The 25748-nt window shown below is 36.8% G+C and carries 28 protein-coding genes; 5 read left to right on the top strand and 23 right to left on the bottom strand.

Going from position 1 to position 25748, the window contains the following annotated elements; genetic code table 11:
- Positions 1-13: 13 nt before the first annotated feature.
- The 8 genes from ACW2QC_RS09860 to ACW2QC_RS09825 all read right to left on the bottom strand — a co-directional run bounded on the left by ACW2QC_RS09860 (position 14) and on the right by ACW2QC_RS09825 (position 6557).
- Positions 14-244 carry a hypothetical protein gene (locus ACW2QC_RS09860; protein WP_457543800.1) on the bottom strand — a complete coding sequence of 77 codons (231 nt, stop codon included), beginning with the start codon at positions 242-244 and terminating at the stop codon, positions 14-16.
- Between the two features lie 112 nt (positions 245-356).
- Complete coding sequence (locus tag ACW2QC_RS09855; protein WP_457543799.1) at positions 357-1109, bottom strand: prepilin peptidase; 753 nt, start codon at positions 1107-1109, stop codon at positions 357-359.
- Between the two features lie 664 nt (positions 1110-1773).
- A complete protein-coding gene (locus ACW2QC_RS09850) occupies positions 1774-2454 on the bottom strand; it encodes a metal-dependent hydrolase (protein WP_457543798.1) in 681 nt (226 codons plus the stop codon).
- A gap of 73 nt (positions 2455-2527) precedes the next feature.
- On the bottom strand, positions 2528-4078 hold the full coding sequence (locus ACW2QC_RS09845; protein ID WP_457543797.1) for a polyamine aminopropyltransferase: 1551 nt from the start codon (positions 4076-4078) through the stop codon (positions 2528-2530).
- Between the two features lie 87 nt (positions 4079-4165).
- Positions 4166-4561: a DUF350 domain-containing protein gene (locus ACW2QC_RS09840; RefSeq protein ID WP_457543796.1), complete on the bottom strand. Its 396-nt coding sequence runs from the start codon at positions 4559-4561 to the stop codon at positions 4166-4168.
- Positions 4562-4576: 15 nt separating this feature from the next.
- Complete coding sequence (locus ACW2QC_RS09835) at positions 4577-5242, bottom strand: DUF4247 domain-containing protein (protein ID WP_457543795.1); 666 nt, start codon at positions 5240-5242, stop codon at positions 4577-4579.
- Positions 5243-5360: 118 nt separating this feature from the next.
- On the bottom strand, positions 5361-6032 hold the full coding sequence (locus ACW2QC_RS09830; protein WP_457543794.1) for a PspA/IM30 family protein: 672 nt from the start codon (positions 6030-6032) through the stop codon (positions 5361-5363).
- A gap of 15 nt (positions 6033-6047) precedes the next feature.
- Entirely contained in the window at positions 6048-6557 is a 510-nt protein-coding gene (locus tag ACW2QC_RS09825; protein ID WP_457543793.1) for a DUF4178 domain-containing protein, read from the bottom strand.
- Positions 6558-6718: 161 nt separating this feature from the next.
- On the opposite strand from ACW2QC_RS09825, the gene ACW2QC_RS09820 reads away from it, so the two are divergent.
- Positions 6719-7816, top strand: coding sequence for a M24 family metallopeptidase (locus ACW2QC_RS09820; protein ID WP_457543792.1), 1098 nt, complete (start codon positions 6719-6721; stop codon positions 7814-7816).
- A 51-nt stretch (positions 7817-7867) separates the two neighbouring features.
- On the opposite strand, the gene ald is transcribed toward ACW2QC_RS09820, so the two are convergent.
- From ald to ACW2QC_RS09805, 3 genes are all read right to left on the bottom strand, one after another.
- Positions 7868-8986, bottom strand: coding sequence for an alanine dehydrogenase (gene ald / locus ACW2QC_RS09815; protein ID WP_457543791.1), 1119 nt, complete (start codon positions 8984-8986; stop codon positions 7868-7870).
- 121 nt (positions 8987-9107) lie between these two features.
- Positions 9108-9866 carry an SDR family oxidoreductase gene (locus ACW2QC_RS09810; protein WP_457543790.1) on the bottom strand — a complete coding sequence of 253 codons (759 nt, stop codon included), beginning with the start codon at positions 9864-9866 and terminating at the stop codon, positions 9108-9110.
- Positions 9867-10035: 169 nt separating this feature from the next.
- Entirely contained in the window at positions 10036-10188 is a 153-nt protein-coding gene (locus ACW2QC_RS09805; RefSeq protein WP_457543789.1) for a hypothetical protein, read from the bottom strand.
- 129 nt (positions 10189-10317) lie between these two features.
- Between ACW2QC_RS09805 and ACW2QC_RS09800 the strand changes: the two genes are divergently transcribed.
- Entirely contained in the window at positions 10318-10752 is a 435-nt protein-coding gene (locus ACW2QC_RS09800; RefSeq protein ID WP_457543788.1) for a universal stress protein, read from the top strand.
- Between the two features lie 37 nt (positions 10753-10789).
- Here the strand turns inward: ACW2QC_RS09800 and ACW2QC_RS09795 are convergent, their stop codons facing one another.
- The 6 genes from ACW2QC_RS09795 to ACW2QC_RS09770 all read right to left on the bottom strand — a co-directional run bounded on the left by ACW2QC_RS09795 (position 10790) and on the right by ACW2QC_RS09770 (position 15472).
- Positions 10790-11299, bottom strand: a complete 510-nt coding sequence (locus ACW2QC_RS09795; protein ID WP_457543787.1) for a MogA/MoaB family molybdenum cofactor biosynthesis protein — start codon at positions 11297-11299, stop codon at positions 10790-10792.
- A gap of 99 nt (positions 11300-11398) precedes the next feature.
- Complete coding sequence (locus ACW2QC_RS09790; protein ID WP_457543786.1) at positions 11399-12583, bottom strand: acetate kinase; 1185 nt, start codon at positions 12581-12583, stop codon at positions 11399-11401.
- A 14-nt stretch (positions 12584-12597) separates the two neighbouring features.
- A complete protein-coding gene (locus tag ACW2QC_RS09785; protein ID WP_457543785.1) occupies positions 12598-13581 on the bottom strand; it encodes a class I SAM-dependent methyltransferase in 984 nt (327 codons plus the stop codon).
- 151 nt (positions 13582-13732) lie between these two features.
- Positions 13733-14233 (bottom strand): thiol peroxidase, encoded by a 501-nt coding sequence (gene tpx, locus ACW2QC_RS09780; RefSeq protein WP_457543784.1) that lies wholly within the window; start codon positions 14231-14233, stop codon positions 13733-13735.
- 152 nt (positions 14234-14385) lie between these two features.
- Complete coding sequence (ytfJ, locus tag ACW2QC_RS09775) at positions 14386-14859, bottom strand: GerW family sporulation protein (RefSeq protein ID WP_457543783.1); 474 nt, start codon at positions 14857-14859, stop codon at positions 14386-14388.
- Positions 14860-14872: 13 nt separating this feature from the next.
- On the bottom strand, positions 14873-15472 hold the full coding sequence (locus tag ACW2QC_RS09770; RefSeq protein WP_457543782.1) for a DUF2953 domain-containing protein: 600 nt from the start codon (positions 15470-15472) through the stop codon (positions 14873-14875).
- Between the two features lie 490 nt (positions 15473-15962).
- Here ACW2QC_RS09770 and ACW2QC_RS09765 point away from each other — a divergent pair, with 490 nt between their 5' ends.
- Entirely contained in the window at positions 15963-16763 is an 801-nt protein-coding gene (locus ACW2QC_RS09765; protein WP_457543781.1) for an NAD kinase, read from the top strand.
- Positions 16764-16840: 77 nt separating this feature from the next.
- On the opposite strand, the gene ACW2QC_RS09760 is transcribed toward ACW2QC_RS09765, so the two are convergent.
- From ACW2QC_RS09760 to refZ, 5 genes are all read right to left on the bottom strand, one after another.
- Complete coding sequence (locus ACW2QC_RS09760) at positions 16841-17041, bottom strand: alpha/beta-type small acid-soluble spore protein (RefSeq protein WP_106496893.1); 201 nt, start codon at positions 17039-17041, stop codon at positions 16841-16843.
- Between the two features lie 95 nt (positions 17042-17136).
- Complete coding sequence (thiI, locus tag ACW2QC_RS09755; RefSeq protein ID WP_457543780.1) at positions 17137-18339, bottom strand: tRNA uracil 4-sulfurtransferase ThiI; 1203 nt, start codon at positions 18337-18339, stop codon at positions 17137-17139.
- Between the two features lie 6 nt (positions 18340-18345).
- Positions 18346-19485, bottom strand: a complete 1140-nt coding sequence (locus tag ACW2QC_RS09750) for a cysteine desulfurase family protein (RefSeq protein ID WP_457543779.1) — start codon at positions 19483-19485, stop codon at positions 18346-18348.
- A gap of 123 nt (positions 19486-19608) precedes the next feature.
- Positions 19609-21306: a septation ring formation regulator EzrA gene (gene ezrA / locus ACW2QC_RS09745; protein ID WP_457543778.1), complete on the bottom strand. Its 1698-nt coding sequence runs from the start codon at positions 21304-21306 to the stop codon at positions 19609-19611.
- Positions 21307-21549: 243 nt separating this feature from the next.
- A complete protein-coding gene (refZ, locus tag ACW2QC_RS09740) occupies positions 21550-22161 on the bottom strand; it encodes a forespore capture DNA-binding protein RefZ (protein WP_457543777.1) in 612 nt (203 codons plus the stop codon).
- Between the two features lie 108 nt (positions 22162-22269).
- Between refZ and ACW2QC_RS09735 the strand changes: the two genes are divergently transcribed.
- Positions 22270-22752, top strand: coding sequence for a GAF domain-containing protein (locus ACW2QC_RS09735; RefSeq protein WP_457543776.1), 483 nt, complete (start codon positions 22270-22272; stop codon positions 22750-22752).
- 72 nt (positions 22753-22824) lie between these two features.
- Here ACW2QC_RS09735 and ACW2QC_RS09730 read toward each other — a convergent pair whose 3' ends face one another.
- Positions 22825-24696 carry a sensor domain-containing diguanylate cyclase gene (locus tag ACW2QC_RS09730; RefSeq protein ID WP_457543775.1) on the bottom strand — a complete coding sequence of 624 codons (1872 nt, stop codon included), beginning with the start codon at positions 24694-24696 and terminating at the stop codon, positions 22825-22827.
- Between the two features lie 344 nt (positions 24697-25040).
- On the opposite strand from ACW2QC_RS09730, the gene rpsD reads away from it, so the two are divergent.
- Positions 25041-25643 (top strand): 30S ribosomal protein S4, encoded by a 603-nt coding sequence (rpsD, locus tag ACW2QC_RS09725; RefSeq protein WP_457543774.1) that lies wholly within the window; start codon positions 25041-25043, stop codon positions 25641-25643.
- Positions 25644-25748: the final 105 nt, after the last annotated feature.

Genomic DNA, 25748 nt, shown 5'->3' with positions numbered 1-25748 from the left:
ATTCGGTGTAACCTCAATGATTATGGGTTTGTCTAATTCTTTCACGTTCCTGTTCCATAACTGGCGGATTGGTCATACGTAATAGTGTGGAAAGATTTGCGCCAACTACAAGCAGAAACAGAATAAGCCAAGCCCCCCAAAAAATACCCTCTAATTGTGTGGTCGCTTGTGGGATGAGCGGCCAAGCAAAATAGAGAAAGAAACACGCTAATAGCAAACGTAAAATAGCATAATGACGCATCATTAGCACCTCCATAATTTAATTTATGATCGGTGAAATTATTTCATGCGTGTTGTTACAGGGATAACCGTCTATTTTTCCATATAGTATTCATCAAACCCATGTTGTCACCTGCTTATAAAAAATTAAAATACCAATTTAATAGAGAATCACCGAAAAAATAGGTTACAATTGTCGCCACAACTATGTATGGCCCAAATGGAATAGGCTGTTTGCGTTCAATCACCTTAAACAGGAGCAGCAACATTCCGATAAGCGCACCAAACACACAAGCGAAGAAGAACGCTAGTAACACCTTTTGCATTCCCAAAACAATTCCTAGAACCCCAAACAACTTCATATCCCCTGCCCCCATACCACCACGGCTAATAAGGATTACAATCGCAATAACAGCTAAACCAATCAAAGCCCCAACAATTGCCGACCACCACGGCTCAAGTGGTTTGACGTATCGCATCACGATAAAAAGTGGCAAAAAGAACAATAACAGTTTATCCGGGATCAGCATGTATGTTATATCAGCTACTAAAATAATGATCAACATCGACATCAATAATAACGCCATGATTAATTCCAGATGCAAACCAATTAAAACATAACTACATGCAAACAGAAATCCAGTTGCTATCTCGATTATGGGATACATCGGGGATATTTTTGCTTGGCAATGCCGACATTTCCCTCGCTGAAGCAGAAATGATAATACAGGGATAAGCTCATACCAGGAAAGCGTTTGTTTGCATTGTGGACAGATTGAGCGATCATTTGCAAAAGGTTGTTTCGTGGGTAAGCGTAGACCGACAACGTTAAAAAATGAACCGAAGATTAAGCCCAGTAAGAAGAATAAAAAAATTAGCGAAGTGTCCATTCACAGTTCTCCTTGCAATAATTAATTATAGGTGAATAAAAACGCTCTGTAATGTCAATACAAGGCGAAGTTACCTTTATTATTTATTTTTTGGTTAATCATCTTTTTATATCAGGTGTTTGCACGAATAAAGAAAATGTTAAACCGGAAGTAAGGATTTACGTACTGGTGGTTATTGGAGATTATTATAGAAATTGTGATACTTACTGTAGAGATGTCAGTATCGCAGGTAAAAGTTATTATTTAAAGAAAGTCCTGGACATTTCTAGCGAGGAAAATGATGTTTATGATTGTAATGTCACGAAAAACTTTGATGTTGACATTAGAATTCTAAGGAAGTGGACTCCCACCTATATTAATAAAAAAGTTATGAGAACTTAATCAGTCTGTTGGACTACTCATCCCTGATAAAACACCCAAGTACCCAAAATAAAATTAGTCTATCAGCCGCTTTTGTCCTAATTGCATTATAATCGATAACTATACAGAAATCTATACCATTCTATTGAATATTTTCAAAAAATGAAAACATTGGGATAAACACTGCTGCCGCTCAACCGCTTTTCGAACCTAAACCCCCAGGAAAAAACAAAAATGACTACAGATATATTATTACATGTGATAAAAGCTAAAAAAACGTGAGCTAACTCAGCTCACGTTTTTCTTATAATTCCATCGTTTCTCCAATTTTTAATGCTTTTCCCTTCCCGGTCTTAACTTTTTTAGCAAAATCATCTGGATCCTGCTCAATCACCGGGAACGTATTATAATGTATTGGTACAACCGTGTCAGCTTGAATCCAGTCTGCGGCAATGAGAGCATCTTCTGGTCCCATTGTAAAATTATCACCGATTGGTACGAATGCCACATCAATATCATTCATGTCACCGATTAATTTTAAATCACTAAACAGCCCAGTATCTCCGACATGATAAATTGTTTTCCCTTCAACGGTTAACAATATTCCAGCAGGCATGCCAGTATATATAATAGTTCCATCTTCCTCCGTATAAGAAGATCCGTGAAATGCTTGCGTAAACTTCACCTTACCAAAATCGAATTCATGTGCACCACCAATATGCATCGGATGTGTGTTTAACCCTTTTCCGCCTAAGTAATTCGCCAGTTCATTTGGTGCAACCACTAATGCGTCATTACGTTTGGCTATTTCAACGGTATCCCCGACATGATCATTGTGTCCATGTGTAAGCAAAATAACATCTGCTTTGACAGTGTCAGCATTCAAATCACATTTCTCATTTCCCGAAATAAATGGATCAAATAAAATCGTATGATTATTTGTCTCCACTTTTACGACTGACTGTCCATGAAATGATACGTTCATTAAAATCGCTCCCTTTCCTAAAAATCTCCTACATTACTACATTCGATAAAACTTTCTTATTTCCTTTACCCGTTTAGTAGTTTTTCCATGCTTTTTCATATAGTTGAATCAAGTTTGGATCGATGAGTGTGTTTGGTTGTAGGTTGACCGTTTCGCCATCCGCAGTTTTAATTTCACTATCTTCATCCTTACCAAATTCAGTTAAATTAGACAACATATCTGCTGTTAAAAATCTTGTCGGAACAGTTATATCAATTGTATCCAAATTAATTTCCTTTCTGCTTGCCATTACAAACCCCCAATTTCCAAAGCTTGGAACGTCGACATGAAGATTATTCACCTGTAATCCTGTTGACTCCACCGTCTTTGAAATCGTCCAATATACTTCTCTAGCAAAAACAGGGCTCGTTGATTGAATCATCGCTGCGCCTTCTGGTGATAAATGATTACGCACAAGTGAATAAAATTCCTTGGTATAAAGCTTGTTTAAACTCTCATTATTGGGGTCGGGAAGGTCAACAATGATGACATCATACCATTCATTGCTATCCTCCAAAAATTGGTAAGCGTCTTGATTAAAAACGTTAAGCCTCTCATTCTTCAGCGAACCCTCATTAAGCTCAAGCAGCTGGCGATTTGTATTCGCTAACTCAATAACAGCCGGGTCAAGATCAACAAGTGTTATGTCCCCCACATCATCATATTTTAAAATCTCTTTAGCAGCGATGCCATCACCACCACCCAGAATCAAAATATGATCATGTGATGTAGCAGCACTCATTGTTGGATGAATGAGTACTTCATGATACCTGTATTCATCAGTTGAGCTAAATTGCAACGACCCATCCAAATACAATCTTGTATCTTCTTGGTCTTTGGTTAAAATGATTTTTTGGTACTGACTTTCTTCCATATGAACAATTGGGTCCTTATACAATTTTTGTTCAAACGTGAAGGCCATTTCTTCTCCAAAGAATAAGCCTACAACTAATAAAACTCCGATACACAGTCCAATAACAGCATGTACGAAAAAGGACCGTATCTCTTTGCGAAACAACCACAAAACAATCATAGCTACAATAAGGTTTATGCAACCAACAAAGAACGCTGACTTGACCATACCCATTTGCGGTCGTAAAAAGAACGCAAATAATATTCCACCAACAAGTCCACCAGCATAGTCAGAGAATAAAACACGTGCAGTGCTTTTATTTAGTGTCACGCCTATTTCATTTGCTTTCCGAATAAGGATCGGCAATTCAACCCCCGTTAAAGCACCAACGAGGAGCGTAATCAAATATAAATAAAAAGCATCCGTTCCACCTGGAGCAAATGCGGTAATTCCGAACATCGTGAAACTGGAAAAGCCGCCAATGATGGCCACACCGAACTCAATCCAAACAAATGCGAGTATTAAATTTTTCATCACACGTTCACTGAGGCTTGCCCCAATACCCATACCAGTTAAAAACAAGGAAATAGTCAGTGTGTATTGTTTTACCCCGTCACCCAATATGTACGATCCTAATGCTCCAAATAACACTTCAAAAATAATACCACAAATCGATACAATTCCTGATGCCCAGTAAATAAACTTACTTTTCCTGATCGCTTGCTCGTCCATCTATCCCACTCCATACCCATAAATAACGATGCGGTCAAGCACATATGGCTGACCGCTTCTAGTTCTGCTATCTCTTTTTCTTTTTCTTTATGTAATGGATGCTCCAATTACAAAACCAAGTCCAACCGAAACACTCATAGAGATTATCCCCACAGCAATATTATTTTTAAGCAATTGTTCCTCCACTGAAAATTTCCTTGTGAACAGGTCATATACTAAATAAGCAATCATTTGTAATAGAACACCATATGCTCCCCATATAAGGGTTTCATAAATTACGGTGCTATGGTAAATCGCGAATGCTAAAATGATACAGATACCGATTATTTTTCCGGCGATTGATAATGCGACTGCATGGTTACCTTTTAGAACTTCATCCATATCTTTATATTTTCTTGTCATAAATTCAAATATAGCTAAACCTATCATTACAATCACAATTGATAGTACAAAATAAACAAATGTTGCTACAAACGGTCCCATTCTCTCACACTCCTTTTATTTTCCTGCTCCTGGCCCGCCACCTCTGAATGACGTTCTTCCACGGCGCTGTCCATCTGGGTGGTATTCTTTTCCAGTATACCCTCCATAACAACCTCCTGATTGACACGTTTGTGCCCTTCTGCTACTCCAATTGTTACCAAACATGCCATCCAAAAGCCTAAATGTAAAATATGTACCTAAAAAACTAGGTGAATAATTTCTGCGTACGAATTCATCTGCTGCAACTTCAATTAAGAGCACATCACGATCATCTTCACTTTCCTTTAAAGTAACAAAATGATTTGGATAAATGAATATCTGCTGATTATCTTTTACTTCACTTATCTTATCCGGCTCCATGGCAGTAGTAAGTACGGTTCCCAATTCATCCAGTTCAAATCGATTGGTTGCAAAAACTTCAGCTTGTTGATTACCTTCACCTGATACAACATCCATTAAAGGAAAGTTGGCTTCAATAATGTCATCAATTTGATTGCTTGTATTCCCTTCAATTTTATCTATAAGTTCTTGCTTATCCGGCTCTTCTGGAATATCATCTGCTGTTATCGATACTTCATCTGACATGCCTCTATCTGAGAATTGCTGGTAAGGGGACGAACAAGAGGCAGCTATTACAATTATGAATAATAAACCTATGAATACACTCCATTTTCTTAACAAACAGATCCCCCTTTCTATTCAAGAATGAGGGACAGCCTTTTGACAAAGGTTCTGTCCCTTGTTTCATTCTATTCGTGTATGTCCAAAGAGATTCATCACCTTATCTTTTTGAACAACCTTATTCTTCTTTACCCATTTTCTTCTTAAGTGCAGCTAACTCATCATCAACATTATTTTTTTCTAACTCTTCAAATTCATCGTCTAATGTACGACTTGATTTTGATAAGTCCTCACTTGTTTCTGCTTCTGCTTCATATTGCATTACTTTTTCTTCCATACGTTCAAATCCCTGTCTTGATTCGTCACCACCAATAGATGACATCGTTCTGTTCATTTTCGTACGTGTCTTAGCTGATTCTGCACGTGCCTTTAATGAATCCTTTTTCAATTTCATTTCCTGGTATTCTTTTTTCATTTCATCTAATTTGTCTCGTGATACATCAGCATCATTTTTTGCACGTTCCCAAGATTCTTTTAACATTTGGGCTTGACTTTCATGATCATTTTTATCCTGTAATGCACGACGAGCTAAGTCTTCGTTACCTGATTCAATTGCTTGCTCTGCCTGTTTTTGTCGCTTGTCGACCATTGCCTGAGCATCGTCAGCCTTACGCTTTAACATTTTTTCATTAGCAACTTGTTTGGCAACAGAAGATTCTACTTCACGAATATCTTCTGCCATATCCCGCATGAATTGATCTAACATTTTCACCGGGTCTTCTGCCTTATCAAGCAAAGAATTAAGTTCCGAACTTACCACCGTTGTCACTCGCTTAAAAAATTTGAACATTGAAATATTCCTCCTCTATTTTGATCCAGCTAAAATTTTTAATTCATATGATTCAATTGGATAGCCATAACTTACTTCAATTTCCGTACCCCACGATTCTACACTTAAAAAATGTTCTTCTTCCTCATCACTGTAATCGGCATAGTCTGTATCGGTACCACGGAGATTTGCACTTCTTCCCTCACCAACTACTCTGGCAGTTCCCCGTTCCTCTAAATAATACCGTTTATTCTCATATACCAATTCTTTGGGATATGGCTTTGAAACAGGCAACTGAATCTTTCTGTACATTCCTACCTCTAATTCATCATCCATTTCGGCTGATAACCAAATTGTATCATGCCCTTCGAGTAATTGATAACCAAACCATTCGTAACCACCATCACGGTAAGTAATTTTACCAACAACCTCATAATCTTTTAGATCATATGTTACGATATCACCAATCTGGATGGACAATACTGTTCGTTCTTTTGGTGTAGGTTTCGTTTGTTTTTTTGAAAATAAATTACCAAACAGCCCCACATAGTCACCTCTTGTCTCTTAAAAATATATTATTCTCTATGTAATACGACCTAATTAAATTTAGGTTTCACTTTTTTTCAATTTTATTGTAGCATCATTCCTTTATGAAAAGAAATTAATCTTTGTTATACTGGAGATATTCTACATATGAGGTGAGTTCAATGACAAATCGTATCGAAACACTTTTTGCAGAAATGAAAAAAAATAATTTGGATAGTATGTTTGTAACGTCAACAGCTAATTTTTACTATTTGAGCAACTATTATACAGATCCGCATGAAAGAGTAATTGCTATTTATTTAAGCCGCTTTCATGATCCATTGTTAATCGTGCCAGCAATGGAGGAAGAAGATGCGAAAAGAGCAGGTTGGGAATTCGAAATCCTTGGTTATAATGACAATGAAAATCCGTGGCAATTATTTCAGGCATTTTTGAAAAAAACAGATAGCTTGCCTCAATCAATCGGAATTGAATATGATCAAATCACACTAGAACGCTTTAATGAAATCAAACAAATCTTACCGCAAGCATCGATTGTTAACGTCCAAGAGATACTGGCAAATTTACGCGTGATCAAAAGCAAGAAAGAATATACATTATTGAAACAAGCAGCACAATTAGCAGACTTTGGAGTTGAAACAGGGATAAAGGCAATACAAGAGGGCGTTAGTGAACTAGAAGTAATCGCAACAATCGAATACGAATTAAAGAAGCAAGGAATTCAAGGCATGTCATTTTCAACAATGGCCCTTTCTGGGACTCAAACCGCTTCCCCACATGGAACGCCAGGCATGAAAAAGATTGAAAAAGGTGACCTTGTATTGTTTGACCTTGGCGTTATTTTTGAGGGGTATTGTTCCGATACCACAAGAACGGTTGCTTATAAATCTATTACAGATGAGCAACGGACCATATACAACACTGTATTAGCAGCGGAACAAAAGGCAATTAAAGCATCACAATTAGGTACTGCCGTAGGAAAAATTGATTTAGCTGCACGGGATCACATCGAACAGGCAGGTTACGGGAAATATTTTACTCATCGGATTGGGCATGGATTAGGAATCGAAACGCATGAATATCCTTCCATGCATAGCAATAATGAATTAACCTTAAAAGAAGGCATGTGCTATACAATCGAACCAGGGATTTATGTTCCAAATACTGGCGGTGTTCGTATTGAAGATATGATTTATATGACAGCAAAAGGTCCAGAACAGCTAACCAAATCACCAAAAGAATTGCAAATCATTGAGTAAGAAAATGAGGCTTTCCCGATTTAGGGTTAGCCTCATTTCTTATTACAACACCTATTTTTCCAATAATGATTCTGTTGTATCATAATGCAATCCATGCGATTCTGCTACAGCTTGATACGTTACATAACCATCTAGTGTGTTAATTCCCTTCCGTAATGCTTGATTATCTATGCATGCTTGCTTATAACCTTTGTTTGCCAATTGCAATGCATATGGAACGGTAACATTTGTTAACCCGATTGTCGATGTACGTGGAACCGCACCAGGCATATTAGCTACTGCATAGTGAAGAACACCATGCTTCGTATACGTTGGATCATCATGGGTTGTGACATGGTCGCTTGTTTCAACTATTCCACCTTGATCAATCGCAACGTCAACAATTACAGAGCCGTCACGCATTGACTGTACCATTTCTTCTTTCACTAATTTTGGCGCCTTAGCTCCAGGAATTAATACCGCACCAATGACAAGATCAGATTCCGCAACTGCTTCACTAATATTCATTGGGTTTGACATCACTGTATTAACAGATGATCCGAATAAATCATCAAGCTCCCTTAAACGTTGTGGGCTTAAATCAATAATCGTCACATCAGCACCTAGACCAACAGCTATTTTTGCTGCATTTGTCCCAACAACACCACCGCCAATAACGGTAACTTTTCCACGTTTTACACCAGGAATACCCGCAAGCAGAATTCCTTTACCACCTTTGGATTTTTCTAGAAATTGAGCACCAATTTGAGCTGACATTCTACCTGCTACTTCACTCATTGGCGTTAATAACGGTAATGATCGGTCTACCAGTTGTACGGTTTCATAAGCGATCCCAACTACTTTTTTATCAATCATTGCTTTTGTTAGCTCTGGTTCATTTGCTAAATGTAAATATGTAAATAAGATAAGGCCTTCATAAAAATAATCATATTCCTCTGGTAATGGTTCTTTCACTTTCATAACCATTTCTTGTGACCAGGCTTCCTTTGCAGTCGGTGTGATAACCGCACCAACATCTTTATATTGATCATCCGTAAAACTTGATCCTAATCCTGCACCAGATTCCACGTATACATCATGACCTGCGTTTTTTAGTGATAAAACTCCAGCAGGGGTCATTGCAACCCTGTTTTCGTTATTTTTTATTTCTTTTGGTACCCCTATTTTCATTTCAACTACCTCCCCTGGTTTTCCTATTTTCTTTCCCAAATTTTTCGAGAACTTCACTACTGCCTTGAAAGCACTTTCATTGTAACAAAGTTTTTTGGAAAATGCATCAAAAGTTACTCCATTAACGATAACGATTAATCACGTCGAGTCCACCAGTTATTTCAAAAATAGAACCGGTAATCATATCGGAATCCTTGTCACATAAAAATAGAATAGTCCGTGCAATATCTTCTCCTGTTCCTGGTCTGCCTATTGGTGTTGAATCATCGTGTTGTTTCCGGCTCTGTTCAATACGTGACTCTTTCATTTCCCCTACAATATTACCAGGGCATACCATATTTGACGTGATTTGGTACTCCGCTTCTTCAAAGGCGATTGTCTTTGTTAACGAAACCAAGCCACTTTTAGCTGCGGCAAATGCAGAACGGTATAGCCAACCGGAAGCACTATTTGCACCTTGGAATCCATAATTAATAATACGTCCGAAATGTTGCTCGCGCATAAACGGAATCGTCAATTTTAATAAATAAAATACTGCATCCAAGTTTCCACCAATCATATCATGCCATTCATCTTCCGTATAATCGAGTAATTTTTTTCGTTCAAATATAAACGGCCCCGCATTATTAATCAAATAATCGATCCCACCATAATTTTTCACTGCTTCATTTATTAAATTTTCAATGTCACGCTTATTCGTTACATCAGCTTGAACAATCGTTAACGAATCACGATAGGCAGCCAGTTCATTCTTTACCTCAATGGCTTTGTCATAATTGCTTCGATACGTTGTTGTTACATTATGTCCAGCCCGCAAAAAAGCCTCGATAACCATCCTTCCTAATCCAGATGTTCCTGCCGTTATTAATGCATGTCCCATTTTGTTCCTCCTCTACAATAAGTCTAAGGAAGTGAACCACTTATCATGAATGGAATTATACCATAATATACTAGATTAAAGAAGGAAACAAAAGAAAAGCGGAAATGCCTATTTTCATTACTTAAAATATAAATCCACCCCGGGATACCGGGATGGATTTGGTGGGCCATTATCTTTTTTGATTATTAAATGTGTGAATACTTCTGTTATTAGATAAATTTTCTTTATCTTCAATAACACCACTTTGATAACTTTCTATTAACTGGTTTTTCACCGATTCAACGCCTTTTTTATCTTCAAAAGGGAAGTTTTTCTTCGACAAGTTATCACCTCCGTAATACTTAGTATGTACACAAATCTTTAACAAAAAAGTAGTTTTTCTTTCCAGTTTTAGCAAGTAGGATTACGGTGTAGTAACAAAGGGTAAACATATAAAAAGGGGAGATGCTAAATGGACTTCGAATACAAAAATATTATCGTTGCCGTCGATGGATCAAACGCATCAGATGCTGCGTTTGACAAATCATTGGATATTGTAAAACGAAATAAAGCAAGGCTGATTCTCACCCATATTGTTGACTCCAGGACATTTGCAACTGCTGAGGCATACGATCGTACCTTAGCAGAACGCTCCGAAAATTATGCGGAGGAATTATTGGATGGATATATGGAAAAAGCAACTTCATCAGGCATAGATGATATTATCCGTTGTGTTGAATATGGTTCTCCAAAGGTTAAGATTGCTAAGGATGTGGCAAATAGCTTTCAAGCTGATTTGATTATTTGTGGTGCGACCGGGATGAATGCTGTTGAGCGGTTTTTAATTGGTAGTGTATCCGAAAGTATAACTCGTTATGCCAATTGTGACGTATTAGTTGTCAGGTGACATTAAAAACGCCTTCTTTTTTCTGAAGGAGGCGTTTTTAATGCTGATCTAAATCTTTTTTAATCTCCTGAACAACATGCGATAGTTCAGGAATAATTAATTTTTCCATGGCTAGTTTAACGGCACCAGATGAACCTGGCGTTGCAAATATCGCAGTATGACTAATTACTCCAGCAATGGCACGGGAAAGAATTGCTGCTGATCCAATATCCTCCTGATAACTAAGCATCCGGAAAATTTCGCCAAAGCCAGTCATTTCCTTATCAAGCATGCTTTTAACTGTTTCAATTGTAACATCACGAAAAGAAATCCCTGTACCACCATTTGTTAAAATTACATCAACAGCTGGATTCCCTATACCAAATTTAATCATTTCTTGAATTGCTACGCTTTCATCTGGAACGATTTCTGATAACACAATATGATGTCCCGCTTGCTCAAGAAATTCCATCATTAACTTACCACTTTTATCCATATCCTTTGTTCTTGTATCACTAATTGTGATCACCATACAATTTACAGAACGATGTGTGACATGATGTACCATAAACTCACTTAGCTCCTCTCCTAGTTAAAGCTCAGAACCGCAGTTCAATACACTTCACTATTCAGGGATTTCGTGTACTACAACCGCTAACAGCCTCAATTATGATGTTAGACGTACTGTATCACGAGCAATCATCACTTCTTCATTTGTCGGAATTACCATTACCTTTACAGGGGAATGTGGATAGTTAATAAACATTTCCTTACCGTGAACATTATTTAAGGATGGGTCCCAGTACACACCCATAAATTCTAATCCTGTTAATACTTTTTCCCGGATTGTTGCACTATTTTCCCCGACACCCGCAGTAAAAATAATCGCATCTACTCCTGACATTCTGGCTGCATAGGATCCTAAATATTTGTGAATACGGGCTGCAAAAACTTCTAAGGCTAGTTCCGCGCGATCATTAACGTCTGCTTGTTCCTCAATATCCCGAAGATCACTAGAAAACCCAGATAATCCTAGCATACCACTCTGCTTATTTAATACATGAATAACATCATCTGCAGATTGCCCTGTTTTCTCCATGATATACGGAATTAAAGCTGGATCAATATTACCGGATCGCGTTCCCATTGTCACTCCTGCAAGCGGTGTAAAACCCATTGAAGTATCAATTGATTTTCCGTGTTCAACAGCTGAGATACTTGCACCATTTCCTAGGTGACAAGAAATCAAGCGTAGTTGTTCAAGTGGGATTTCCAACATTTCCGCAGCCCGTTGTGTTACGTATTTATGTGATGTACCATGAAAACCATATTTTCGTATACCATATTTTTCATAATATTCATACGGAAGACTATATAAATACGATTTTTCCGGCATGGTTTGGTGAAATGCTGTATCAAAAACAGCAACCATTGGAACGTTTGGCAAAACTTCTTGGAATGCTTGGATACCTGTTAAGTTTGCTGGGTTATGGAGTGGAGCCAATTCTGATACTTCTTCAATTTCATGAACAACCTCATCTGTTAATTTCACAGAATCGGTAAAACGTTCCCCACCATGGACAACACGATGACCAATGGCACTAATTTCATCCAATGATTGAATAACTCCTGAAGTTTTTAAGCGTTCTAACAACCATTTGACAGCTGCTTCATGACTAGGTATATCTACTTGTAGACTTTCTTTTTCTCCGTTGATCACTATAGTAAAAATAGGACCCTCTAGCCCAATTCGTTCAAATACGCCTTTTGCTAATACCTTCTCATCAGGCATTTGAATCAATTGATATTTCAATGAGGAACTCCCTGCATTTATAGCTAAAATATTTTGCATAATGGTTCAACCTTTCACCCTAAATAATTTGCAAACCAACTGTTCATCTGATCTAAAATATCATTCATTGCCTTCGCATTTTTCAATGATGGTAGCTGCACAAGCAATGGTTGCTTCGGTGAACTTGTTTGGTTGCCCTTTTTCTGTAACACTAAGATATTTTTTGCGCTTTTCTCTGATTTAAACGCACTTTCTGGTAGACGTAAAACCCCGATAATATGAGCATTTTTTTGTAAATAAGCATGAAGTTTATCCGCTTGATCACTATTGAATAGAAAATCTGGAATGACAAAAATTAAATATCCACCATCATTTGTATAATTCATACTTTGTTCAATAAATAAATGATGCGCATAAGAATGTCCTTCATCCGCTTTTAATTCATAATCATTTGCACGTATGTCATCTGGATAATATCCAACAGGTAAATCAGCGACAACTAGGTCAACCGGATCTAACAAAAACGGACCTAAGCTATCCTGATGAAAAAATTCAATATTTGTTTTTTGTAAATTAGCATTTAATAAAGAAAGCTTGATTAGCGTTGGATCCACTTCACTGCCAAATGCTTCTGTTGGTTGCTTTAGTTGTTTTACGATAGTTGTCAGTAAACTTCCTGTACCGCAAGCTGGATCAAATACCCGAAGTTTTTCGTACCCCTTCGTTACTTTTTCAGCAAGGTATCCGATTAATAATGCTACTGCTTCAGGTGTCATCAGATGTTGCTGCTGAGTCGAATCTTTCATCCCTTTTAAAATTGCTAGTTGGATTGCCTTATGAATTTCTTCTGTCTCAAAGGAATGAAACGGCAAATTCTTTAATGCATGCTGGATTTTTTGTGCTACTATATCATCCACATCATCGGTAACATTCTGGTTAAAAAGACACTCCAATGTGGTTGCTAAACTATCTAAGTATGGTTCATTTTTATTTTGTTGGATCATTAATGACGTCTGATCGATCCAGTCGAAAAGTTTTTCTACATTTGTTTTTTCCATCTGTCCATCCTCCGTTCCATCTAAGCTTTATCATTGTAACAAAAGATGGGTACGTATGTACAAATTAATGAACCTAGTAATGGAGCAAAATTTTAGTGGAAATAAACAAAAAGCCTCCTTACTATTAAAAGCAAGAGAGACTTTAACTTGACTATTTTGCGCTTTTAGCTGCTTCAAGTGCCTTTTGATAATCCGGATGATTCGTTACTTCGTCTACATATTCAACATATGTAATCTTATCGTTTGAATCAATCACAAAAACAGCTCGGGCAAGCAGTCGTAATTCTTTAATTAAAACACCGTACTTTTCACCAAAATCAGCATCACGATGGTCTGACAACGTATCAAGATTTTTGATGCCGTTTGCCGCACACCAGCGTGTTTGTGCAAATGGTAAATCCATACTTATGGTTAACACCTGAACTCCAGGAATCTTCTCAGCCTCTTCATTAAAACGCCTTGTTTCTTCTGCGCAAACACCAGTATCTACAGAAGGTACAGCTGCAATTAATTTCACTTTTCCTTGGTAATTATCCAATGAGACTTCATTAAGTTCATTTGATAATACGGTAAAGTTTGGTGCACTGTCCCCTACTTTAACTTCAGTGCCAAGAAGTGTGACAGGATCTTGATTGAATGTAACATTTGCCATACGAATCATTCCTCCTATTTTCTTTTTCCTCACTCTTATTATGAATAATTTGTCAGCAAGTGTCCATTATCATGCCCCTAAAAGTTGTAACAGTTTTGTGAACAGTCACTTATTCACTAAAACCATCGTCAAATTTTAAATGTAGTTCCGTTTTATATATCGTAAATTGATTGTTGCTCTTTATCTTCGTCTTCTTTTTCTTTATGTTGCTTTTTTGGTTTCTTTGATTGGCCAGATTCCTTTAACATTTGCTGTATTTTCTCCACTACTTGGGGAGCAAAATCCAACATTTTTTCAACCAAATGGGTATTTCCATCAAGGTGGACCATTTTAATTCCTTTGGCACTTACAATTAAAAATGCAACCGGAGTAATGGATACACCTCCACCACTCCCCCCACCAAATGGCATCCCTTTTTGCTCACCGCCACCTTGGTCAGAGCCTTTCTTTTTTCCACTAAAATCACTTCCTCCAGCTGCAAAGCCAAAACCAACTTTTGAAACCGGAATAATCACACTTCCATCTGGTGACTCTACTGGATCACCAATAATGGTGTTTACTTCAATCATATCTTTTAAATTTTCCATTGCCGTCGTCATTAATCCTTGTATTGGATGTTCACTCATTTTGGATCCTCCTTTAAATCAATGCTTCTTTTTTTCGAAACGATGATTTCCGTATCACTTTAATAAGTGCGTGTATAGCTTGTCCTATTCTAATCGATACCATACAATCAAATTTTGAATAAATAAATTTACCTTGAAAATAGGGAGTAACTTGCAAATCCGGGGTACATTTAAGTTGACTTAAATTGTCCAGTAAACCAATCATATATCCCTTTACTGTCCATATACCACCAGCTGCCAATCCTGTTCCGCTTGCCTCTCCAGTACCAAAATTGGTATACCATTCTAACTTATGTACAGATAAACGATTTAAAAATATCCGAGTCGCCATCGCGATATCATTTACCATTTCAAAAAAGTTTTCGGTAACATGATAAATATATTCGAGGCTTTCTTTAAAATTTTTATCTTTAAATGTATTCTCCCACGAATTCGATGTATCCAACTTGGACAGATCAATCCTTCTTTTAAAGATTCGAATTCCGTACAGTTTTATATAGGCATGAAGTATTTGTTTATCCTCAAGATATTCAAGTGAAACTATTATGTATATTTTTGACAGGATGAGTACAATACAAATGATAATAAATAAAGAAATGATGATCCAAATCAAGACTATCAACTCCATACAAGAACCCTACATTCGCACTAATTTAACGAATGCTGATTATACGTCACTTTAAAAGGTTGTTCAAAAAGTCCGGTAAAAATGACACATCGAATTTCTTCGTTGGCAAGACTCACCGTTCCTCACGGGCTAAGGAACTTCTGCTAAAACCGCCACGTCCTGTGGGCAACGCAGAAGTCACCATATCCTATAGAAGCCCGTTCCGGTACTCAAAGCTACGCCGCCTTGAACTTTCGACGCACAGGACGTGCTAGTGTCGGCATTGCTGCAGGACGCCAGCGGTTTTAGTCGACGCGGTCCTTTTTATCCTCCTTCTTGAACTCGCACTTTAAAAGAATTCCCTAATATGTAAAAAAGTAAAACAATACCTTTCTATTCTGTTACATATATGCTATTTTTAACCAAAAATCGCAACTAAATAGAAAAAATGATAAACTTAAAAAAAGATTATTTTATAATGGAGGCGGCGTTGACTATGCCAAACCGTAAAAATATTTATTTTTATTACAAACAAGAAAACGAACTAGAGAAGGAGCTTGAACCTTTATTTGCTTTAGCAAAAAAGAATGGCTTTTCAATTGTTGATCACCCAGATGATGCTAGTATTATTATAAGTGTCGGTGGTGATGGTGCTTTTTTGCAGGCAGTTCGAAAAACAGGATTTCGTCAGGATTGCTTATATTCAGGAATAACACGTTCAGACGAAACTGGTTTATATTGCGATTTTAATATGGATACCTTTGACGAAATGTTATACTCCATGGAAAATGAGGAAATGGAAGTTCGCAAGTTCCCTGTTATCAATGTTATGGTTAATAATGAAACGTTGTCTTACTGCTTGAACGAGGTTAGTATTCGATCAACGATAATAAAAACAATTGCAATGGATGTATTAATTGATGATCAGTATTTCGAGACATTCCGCGGTGATGGACTAATTGTAGCAACCCCTACCGGAAGTACAGGCTATAACAAATCAACAAACGGGGCTGTTATCGATCCAAAAATCCCTTGCTTTCAAGTTTCCGAGCTTGCGTCACTTAACAACAACCGATTTCGTACACTTGGTTCCTCGTTTGTATTGCATCAAAATCGAAAATTAACATTGGAAATTATTCAAGATGGAAATGACCATCCTATCATTGGTTTGGATAATGAAGCATTTCCAATCAAGAATATTAAAACTATTAACGCGGCACTCAGTGAAAAAGTGATTAAAACAGTCAAACTTAAAAATAATTCATACTGGGATCGTGTAAAGAGAACCTTTTTATAAAGTTTTTTATTCACAACAATTGAAGGGCTGCCTATGTAAGGCAGCCCTTCAGCCATTAAATTTTAATTTTGTTGTTATTACTGATACCCACCGAATTGTTGTTCAGCCATTGTAACTAGTCGTTTCGTAATCTCTCCACCAACTGAACCGTTTGCGCGTGAAGTAGTATCTGCACCAAGTGAAACGCCAAACTCTTGAGCAATTTCAAACTTCATTTGATCCAATGCTTGCTGTACTCCTGGTACAACTAATTGGTTTGAATTATTGTTTGAAGCCATGTGTTCATCACCTCCTTGGTACTCTTATAGTGTGTAACGTGGAGGGTAAACATACACTTTTTCTATTGGTAGTTCTTGTAAGTTACACAACGTTTTTACAATAAATCCGCAAATTTTTGTACAGTGTCACGGTTGTTTGTTAACTTTACAACTTCAATTCCTTCGACGGCTTCTTCCAGTAAATCCGTGAAATCCATTTGATTTTCAAAGTAATTCACTTTTTCTCGTCTTGGTCTTGTCTTTGGCGATTTCGGTACAAAAATCGTGCAGCAATCTTCGTATGGCCTGATGGAAATATCATACGTGTTAATGTTACGGGATATCTTAATAATATCGTTTTTGTCCATAGCAACTAATGGTCTAATGATCGGAATCGTTGTTACCTCATTGATCGTGTTCATACTCTCCATCGTTTGGCTAGCAACCTGTCCCAGGCTCTCACCGGTCGTAATCGATAAGATGCTTTCCTGATTACAAACCATCTCACTAATTCGAAACATCATCCGACGCATAATTGTCATTGCATATCCATCAGGCATTTCGCGAAATACTGTCTGCTGCAATTTCGTAAACGGTACAATATGCATCTTCACAGTATTTCCATATTCAGTTAAGCTTGTTGCTAGGTCCAGAACTTTTTGTTTCGCACGCTCGCTCGTAAAAGGTGGAGAATGAAAATGAATTGCTTCGATTTCCACACCACGTTTCATTGCTAAAAATCCGGCTACAGGACTATCAATTCCACCAGAAAGCATAAGTAACGTTTTTCCCGAAGTTCCCACAGGCAGCCCACCCAAACCAGGAACTTTACTGGAGGTTATATAAGTCGCTTCTGTACGAATTTCTATTTTAATTTCCAAATCTGGATGGTGTACATCCACTTTATATCCTGAAGTATTGCTTAACAGATATCCGCCGATTACTTGATTCATCTCTTGAGACCGAATTGGGAAATCTTTATCGATTCGCTTAACAGATACCTTAAATGTACGAACAGTTTCGTTGTCCTTAAGTGCGTATAATGCTGCATCCTTTATCGCTTGCTCATCATTTTTCACTTTAACTGCTAGGCTGAGACTTTGAATCCCAAATACTTCTTGACATTTTGCCATAACAGGTTCCGGTGCTTCACCATTCAAGAGGACAAACATTCTTCCCTGTGTACGTTTAACCGTTACATTCGGAAATTCTTTTAATTTTCGCCTTACATTGTTTTGTAACTGAACGATGAATTTTTTCCTGTTTTTTCCTTTTAAAGCCATTTCACCGTATCGTATTAATATATGATCAAATTCCATTCGTATCTACTCCATAACTTCTTTAAATTGACGAATTGCTTGTTTTAACGCATTTAAAAATATATTTATTTCTTCTTCTGTTGAATCATAAGATAGACTTACTCTTAGGGCTGAGATGGTTCTTGCTTGATTAAACCCACAAGCAGCTAAAATTTTACTTTCATCTGTTTGTTTTGATGAACATGCAGATTTGGTTGAAATATAAATATGCTGTTCACCCAACATATGAATCACGACCTCAGGTTTTACTCCAGGAACAGAAAAATTGATAATATGTGGTGCTGCATCTTTTGGTGTATTTACTTCGACACCGTCCATGCTAACTAATTCATTACAAAGATAGTTGCTCAATTCCAACATTGCAGCCCCATCGTTTTTCTGCCTATCTGTAATTAATCGTAATGCTTTTGCCATCGCGACGGCGCCAGCTAAATTTTCCGTTCCAGACCGAATACCTTGTTCTTGATTACCACCATGAAGCAAAGAAAAAAGTTTAGTCCGTTTATTTACATATAGTATTCCTGTTCCCTTTAAACCATGGATCTTATGTCCTGACATTGTACATAAATCAATCCCACTATCAGATAAATCCAATGGCAGTTTACCCAAACCTTGTACATTATCGACATGAAAGAACAGTTTGGGATGTTCTTTAGCAATTAGGCCAATTTCCTCAATTGGCTGAACAGATCCAAGTTCATTATTTACATGCATAACACTAATCAGAATTGTATCATCACGAATAGCATGGATTAAATCCTTAACTGATACTACACCATTTTGGTTAACAGGTAAATAGGTCACCTCAAAACCTAACGTTTCTAAAGCTTGGCATGCTTCAATAACGGATGGATGTTCAATGGTTGTTGTAATAATATGTTTACCACGAGCTTGATGCTGCAAGGCAATTCCTTTAATTGCAGTATTATTGCCTTCCGTGCCACCAGAAGTAAATATAACCTCATTCGGTTCTACCTGCAATATTTGTGCTACCTGGTCTTTTGCTGTCAATAACAGTTTTTCAGCTTCACCACCAAACTGATGGATGGAGGAGGGATTAGCAAAATAGGTTTCAGATACTTGCTGAAAACTCTTTAGTACTTCTGGATGTGGTTTCGTTGTAGCACTATTATCTAAATAAATCATTCGTTTGACTCCTAACTTTTTGTATGCTAAAACTTGATCAATAAGCAAGGCTGACTCAAGGAAAGGATATGTCAATCCCACTCCATAAGACAGCCTGAAAGTAAATCATTTTCTCATTATATATTAATTCAATACCTCTTCTTCCTGGATTGCTTCAATTCGTTTTAATGCACCTGGCTCAATTTCTTCTAGCGCTTTAGCTGCCTGTTCAAGTGATAATTCATATTCATATGATCGAAATAAACGTTCAGATTCAGCTAACTTAGCTGCCAAAAGAGGGTATTGACTACGATACCGGTTGGCATATTGAATCACTTGCTCCGTTAAATAGGCCTGGTCAAGCATCATATCTGTTTGTTCAACGACTGTATCAATTGCCTTCTCTGCTTGTGTTAATGCATGTTGCACTTCGGTAATATCCAATGGTTTCTTTTCTAATGTCTTCAAAACTTGGGCATTTTTTTCGTTTGCCGTTTCAGACAAATTCCAAATAAACGTTGGTACACCTGGGATATTGCTCTTATTCAATTTTCGCAATGTGTCATTAAGCTGATTTTTTATTTCTGATAACTTCTCTTTCGCTTCCAATTCATCTTTTCGCAAGGCACGAATACGTTTTTTGAATGCTTCATGTTCCGCTTGTAATGACTCTATTTGTTGAAAACCTGCCTCAACCATTTCACGCAATTCCATATGAGATGTGTCATCATTCTCGATCTCGGTTGATAATTCATCAAGTTGTTTTCTCAGTTGGGAAATCGCTTTGTCTAATGTTAGGTATTTTTCCATATCCCCATCTTCAAAATAATAGGCTTGTTTTAATTCCTCAACTTCTATTTTTGTCTCGTGAAAAGATGTACTTAACTCATCCAATAAATGACGGTAACTCGGAATTTGTGTTTCAATATAGTTTTTGGCAATGGCCTCTTTTTCAAGCAACACATACATTTCTTTTATTCTTTCTTCCAGTTCAGGAATAATTTGTCTGGCATCTTCTAAATCACCTTTATCTAAAGAAGTAACACAATCTGACAAGCGTCGTTGGTAGTTATGTATTTCTTTTTCAAAACCAAGATGTTCGACACGATATCCATCATCTTTCATACCTTTAATTCCTGTGAGTAACTCATCTAGTTGTCCCGGTAAGTCGTGTTTACATGACTTATAGATAGTAGGAAAATCATTAATTTGCTGCTGAATTGTCGCAAACTCCATTTTTAATTCGTCAACAAGTTGTTGTGCTTCATGATAATCACCTGATTGAGTGAATTCATGGTATTGTTTCAATCGCTCTTCCAGTCTATCAATTGCGTTATCAAAATGAACATCTGCCTTGCCATATTGATACCGGTGCTGGGACACCTTCTTTTTCAGTTCCTTCATTTCCGGTTGAATTTGCTCTATTTCTAATCGACTTGTTTCTTCTGACTCAAGCAATTGATCTAATTCCTGTAATATGTTTTCAATATCACTTTCGATCGATTGTAATGTTTGTTCAGCCTTACGTAAGATTTTTTTTGCTGTTGAGAAACGGTATCTGTCTGCAGCCTCTTCTGCATCTAATAAGTACTCTTCAATGTCTGGCAATTCGCGGGTTATAATGTACTCCCAGCGTTCCTTCCAGGTTTCAAACTTAACTTGTGTTTCGCCTGATAAATTTAGATTTTTAATCCGTTGCAGTTCGGAAGCAATATTCCGGTTCATAATATCCATTTTCCAGCTTTCTTGCCGATCAACAACATCATATACCCGTTTTCGTAAAATAAGGCCAACAATAATTAATGCGATTATAACTAGTATAGTTCCAATGATATATGCCATAAAAAGCCTCCTAATCTATTCCTTCCTGTATAAGAGGATTAATTCCCCTTAGACTCTATTTTTAAAAACAGGTATCTATTTTAAAAATGTCGACTCTATCATTATTATATTTATGATACCATGTATACAACAATTTTGGCTAAAAAAATTCAAATAAATTAACGATATGACAAATTTTTTATGTGATTTTGAAAAAAAGAGAATGGCTTTTAACATACAAGCCAATTTCTCTCATTCCCCCCCCTATGAAACAATAAAATCTAGCCATTTATGTATGGTGCTTACATATTTCTTCACAAACATATGATGCGACTGCTCACCGATCACTTGATTTTTCCACTCATTTTGCAAAACATATGGTGTTATTAACATTCCTTTTAATTGCATAAATAAAAATTCTCGATCGATATGTTGCGTTTGCTGTTTTTCCAATATCGAGAAAAAAGCATTGCTTAAATAATAATTTTCTTTTGCTATGTATGTAACTGCCATTTCCCGGACAAAAACAGAATCAAGGGAGAGCTCACGTAAAATAAAGCTAGAAAATTGGTGATTATTTTGTCTATATTGTATAATTGTCTCCACTAACTTTTTTAATCTTTCAAGCTTTGAATCTGTCTCAGATAGTTGCAATGTTTCTTCAACCGTTTTAAGGTAGGTTTCATAATATTGTGTTACACCGTGTTCTAAAAGGCCTTGCTTACTTTTAAAATAATAGCTGATCAATGAAACGTTAACACAAGCTTTATCAGCTATGTCGCGCACTGATGTACCGTCAAACCCTTTTTGGTAAAATAGCGCGGATGCTGCGTCGATTACTTTTTGTTTTGAGGGATTATTTTTCACTATTTTCATCTCCTTACTTCATATTTACGACAAAGTGAGCAAATATCCTGCAAGTTCTTCTCGACATTAACTGCATACAGTTGTCGAAATTCATCTACTGAAAGGGGAAAATGTGTAATGTTTCATGTAAAAAGTTATTCAGGAAACAAAGCGGATGATTACGAGTTGGTTTTAAAACAATTAAAAGCATTGTCAGATGGCGAAACAGATTCCATTGCCATCCTGTCTAACGCATCTGCACTATTAAATCAATTCTTGGAAGATGTCAATTGGGTCGGATTTTACATCTGGAGAGAAAACGAATTAGTTCTCGGACCATTTCAAGGCCTACCTGCATGTATCCGGATTCCGTATGGTAAAGGGGTTTGCGGAACTGCAGTAAGCGAACGAAAAACACAACGAGTAGCCGACGTCAATCAGTTTTCTGGACATATTGCTTGTGATAGTGCAAGCAGATCCGAAATTGTTATACCATTAGTTGTAAATGATGAAATATATGGCGTCCTTGATATTGACAGTCCAAGTACAAATCGCTTCGATGAAACAGACGAATTTTACATTGAGAAATACGCTCGAATTGTAGAAGACTTTTTAAGTTAATTCTTTTAAAAATTTTATATTCCTAAACACGAAATGTTGCGTTCCTTGTTAAGACGCAACATTTCGTGTCTTCTAATCCTTTGTCAACACGTTCCCATTTACAACACAATTTTTCCCAGTGTTTTTCGCTTCGTATAAAGCCTTATCAGCCTGGATAAAGACAGCTTGAACAGAATCATTTATTTTATCAGACCACGTTGATACACCACAAGATAACGTAATCATCGGGTCCGTATCGTGTTCCGCCTGTTTTCTAATTTGACTAGCCATTTTAACACCGTCATCAATGCTTGCGTTCGGTAAATAAATCGCCAGCTCTTCTCCACCCCAACGGGCAGGGATATCATTTTTTCCCAAATGCATTTTAATAATTTTGGCAACTTGTTTAATCACTTCATCCCCTATATAATGCCCATACCTGTCATTAACCTTTTTAAAATCATCAATATCAAATAAAATTAACGCACCTTTTTCACCTGTTGTTATGTGTTCCTGAATCTTTTCATCCAAATAGTTCCTAGAATAAAGTTTTGTGAGATAATCGGTAATCACTGCACTCTCTAGCTTATCTTTCAAAATTGAATTTGCCAACGCTAAAGTAGAATGCTGAATCAGTGATTGCATTAATTTAAAACTATCAAATGAGAAAAAATAGCCTTTTTCGTGCATAATGATAATCACACCATGTATCATGCCAGAATGGAGCATAGGAATCGCCATTACAGAACGATATGGGAGTTCTTGTATCACATTTGTATAATCACCACTAAAAATGGGCTCTTTATTCGACTTCATATTATCAAGTATGTGTTCTGTAATATCGAAGCCTTCTTTTGAATAAAAAAAGTCTGTACTACCGGATAACATATCAAAGCTATTTCCCTTTTCTTCTTGATAATAGGCAAAACCCACTTGTGTTGCGCTGCATACATCTACAATTTTCTGTTTCACAATTGCAGTAATCTCGGAACGCTTCAAATTGGAATTTAATTTATGTGTCACATCATTAATCATTTTCAAATCAGCAACCAAGTGTTTGGAATGCAAATACAGCGTAACATTCTCAATTGCCTTCCCTGCAACGCTAGCAAATTGGATAATAAACGTAATTTCCTCTTCTGGAAAATTGACGATTTGTGGGGTGATAATTTGCAACACACCATAAACACCCTGATTCCCTTTCAACGGGGCATATAGGCACGTATTTTTCGTATGCATTCGATCTTCCAATTGTACTTCTCCAGTCATAAACGCTTGTGTACTAACACGTTTCGTGGCATCGTCACTGTATTCGATAGTTCTAATCGGTAAGGAACCTTCCACATCATAGTCCTGTGAGAGCAGCAAGTAAAAGGTAAAGTCTGGATAAAGTTTGTTTATTGCATTCGTAATTTCTGTCAAGATATCTTGTTTATTTGTTAAAGCATAAAAACGCGATGTTAAATCAAACAGAAATTTATCCTTTTTATTGTTTTCTTCATTCCTATTATGGTAATGAATAACGCGAAGAAATTGTTCGAGTTGTTTTTTCAAAGAGTTGAGTGATTTAATTGAGACTAATTCTCCGTGTCTCGGGATGGATACAAATATAAAACTAGTGGATTCATTCTTTGGTGCTAATGGAATGACGAATGAATCTGATAAATCCGATGTATCCTGAAGTACTTGCTTCCCGTTCACCTGAATAATGGAATGGTCATGTGTCTTAAATTCACTATTAAAAAGACGTGGCTTGAACATCCCCTCTGTGTGTCCATCCGTTAACTCATACGAATTGTTCCAACTATTGTAAGCATAGATTGCGACATGTGAAAAACAAAATAGTTCCTGCAACTTCAACGTAAGTATGGAAAGTAGATTATCATAGGAATAATTCGGACTACTTAAAATGAGTTCGTAAAATATACCACGTAACTTTTCTTGTTGCCTATCATTTGTTATCATATTATCACCTATCATAAGGATAATTTAAAACGTTCCATTTTATTTTTATTATATCGAATCTAGATACTTTTTCCCATATAATAATCTTTATTTATTCAAATTTTATAGTTTACGATGAAATCATTGACTTTCATTGTTAAAACTTATATACTAATCGTTGTGTAAAATAAAAGCGGCCTAGGTGGACTGCGTTTGGAATCATTTTGTTCCTCTTCATTATTTTTATGAGGTGTATCGTGTAACTCTCTGCTGCTGGAGCGATGGTACATGAAAACAAAATGAACAAGCGACTGGAACACGGTTTTTATTTTTATGCAAATAAAATATAAAGGAGGAAATGTCTTATGGCACGATATACTGGATCCGTATGGAAAAAATCCCGTCGTCTTGGCATTTCATTAACTGGAACTGGTAAGGAATTAGATAAACGTCCTTACGCTCCCGGGCAACATGGCCCAAACCAACGCAAGAAAATTTCTGAATATGGCTTGCAACAGCAAGAAAAGCAAAAACTTCGCTTCATGTATGGCTTGAATGAACGTCAATACAAGAATACATTTAATGAAGCTGGTAAAATGAAAGGTATTCATGGTGAAAACTTCATGATTTTACTTGAATCACGTTTAGACAACCTTGTTTATCGTCTTGGTCTTGCTCGTACACGCAGACAAGCACGCCAGTTGGTAAACCATGGTCATGTGACTGTTGATGGTAAACGTGTGGATATCCCTTCATACCGCTTAAAACCAGGTCAAGTTATTGGTTTACGTGAACGTTCTCGTAACCTTGACATTGTTAAAGAAGCAATTGAAGTAAACAATTTTGTACCTGAATATGTTTCATTTGATGCAGATAAGTTAGAAGGTACTTACACTCGTTATCCAGAGCGTTCTGAACTTCCAGCTGAAATTAACGAAGCACTTATCGTCGAATTCTATTCACGTTAAGCTAAATACCAACAAAAAGTCTCTAGAAATCTTTCTAGAGGCTTTTTGTATTAGGCTGTTTTCTAATAGATGGTGGTTTTTGACACAAAAGATATAAAATGCGAA

The sequence above is a fragment of the Virgibacillus sp. FSP13 genome (assembly GCF_054048505.1).
This window is presented reverse-complemented; position numbering and strand designations above follow the sequence as displayed.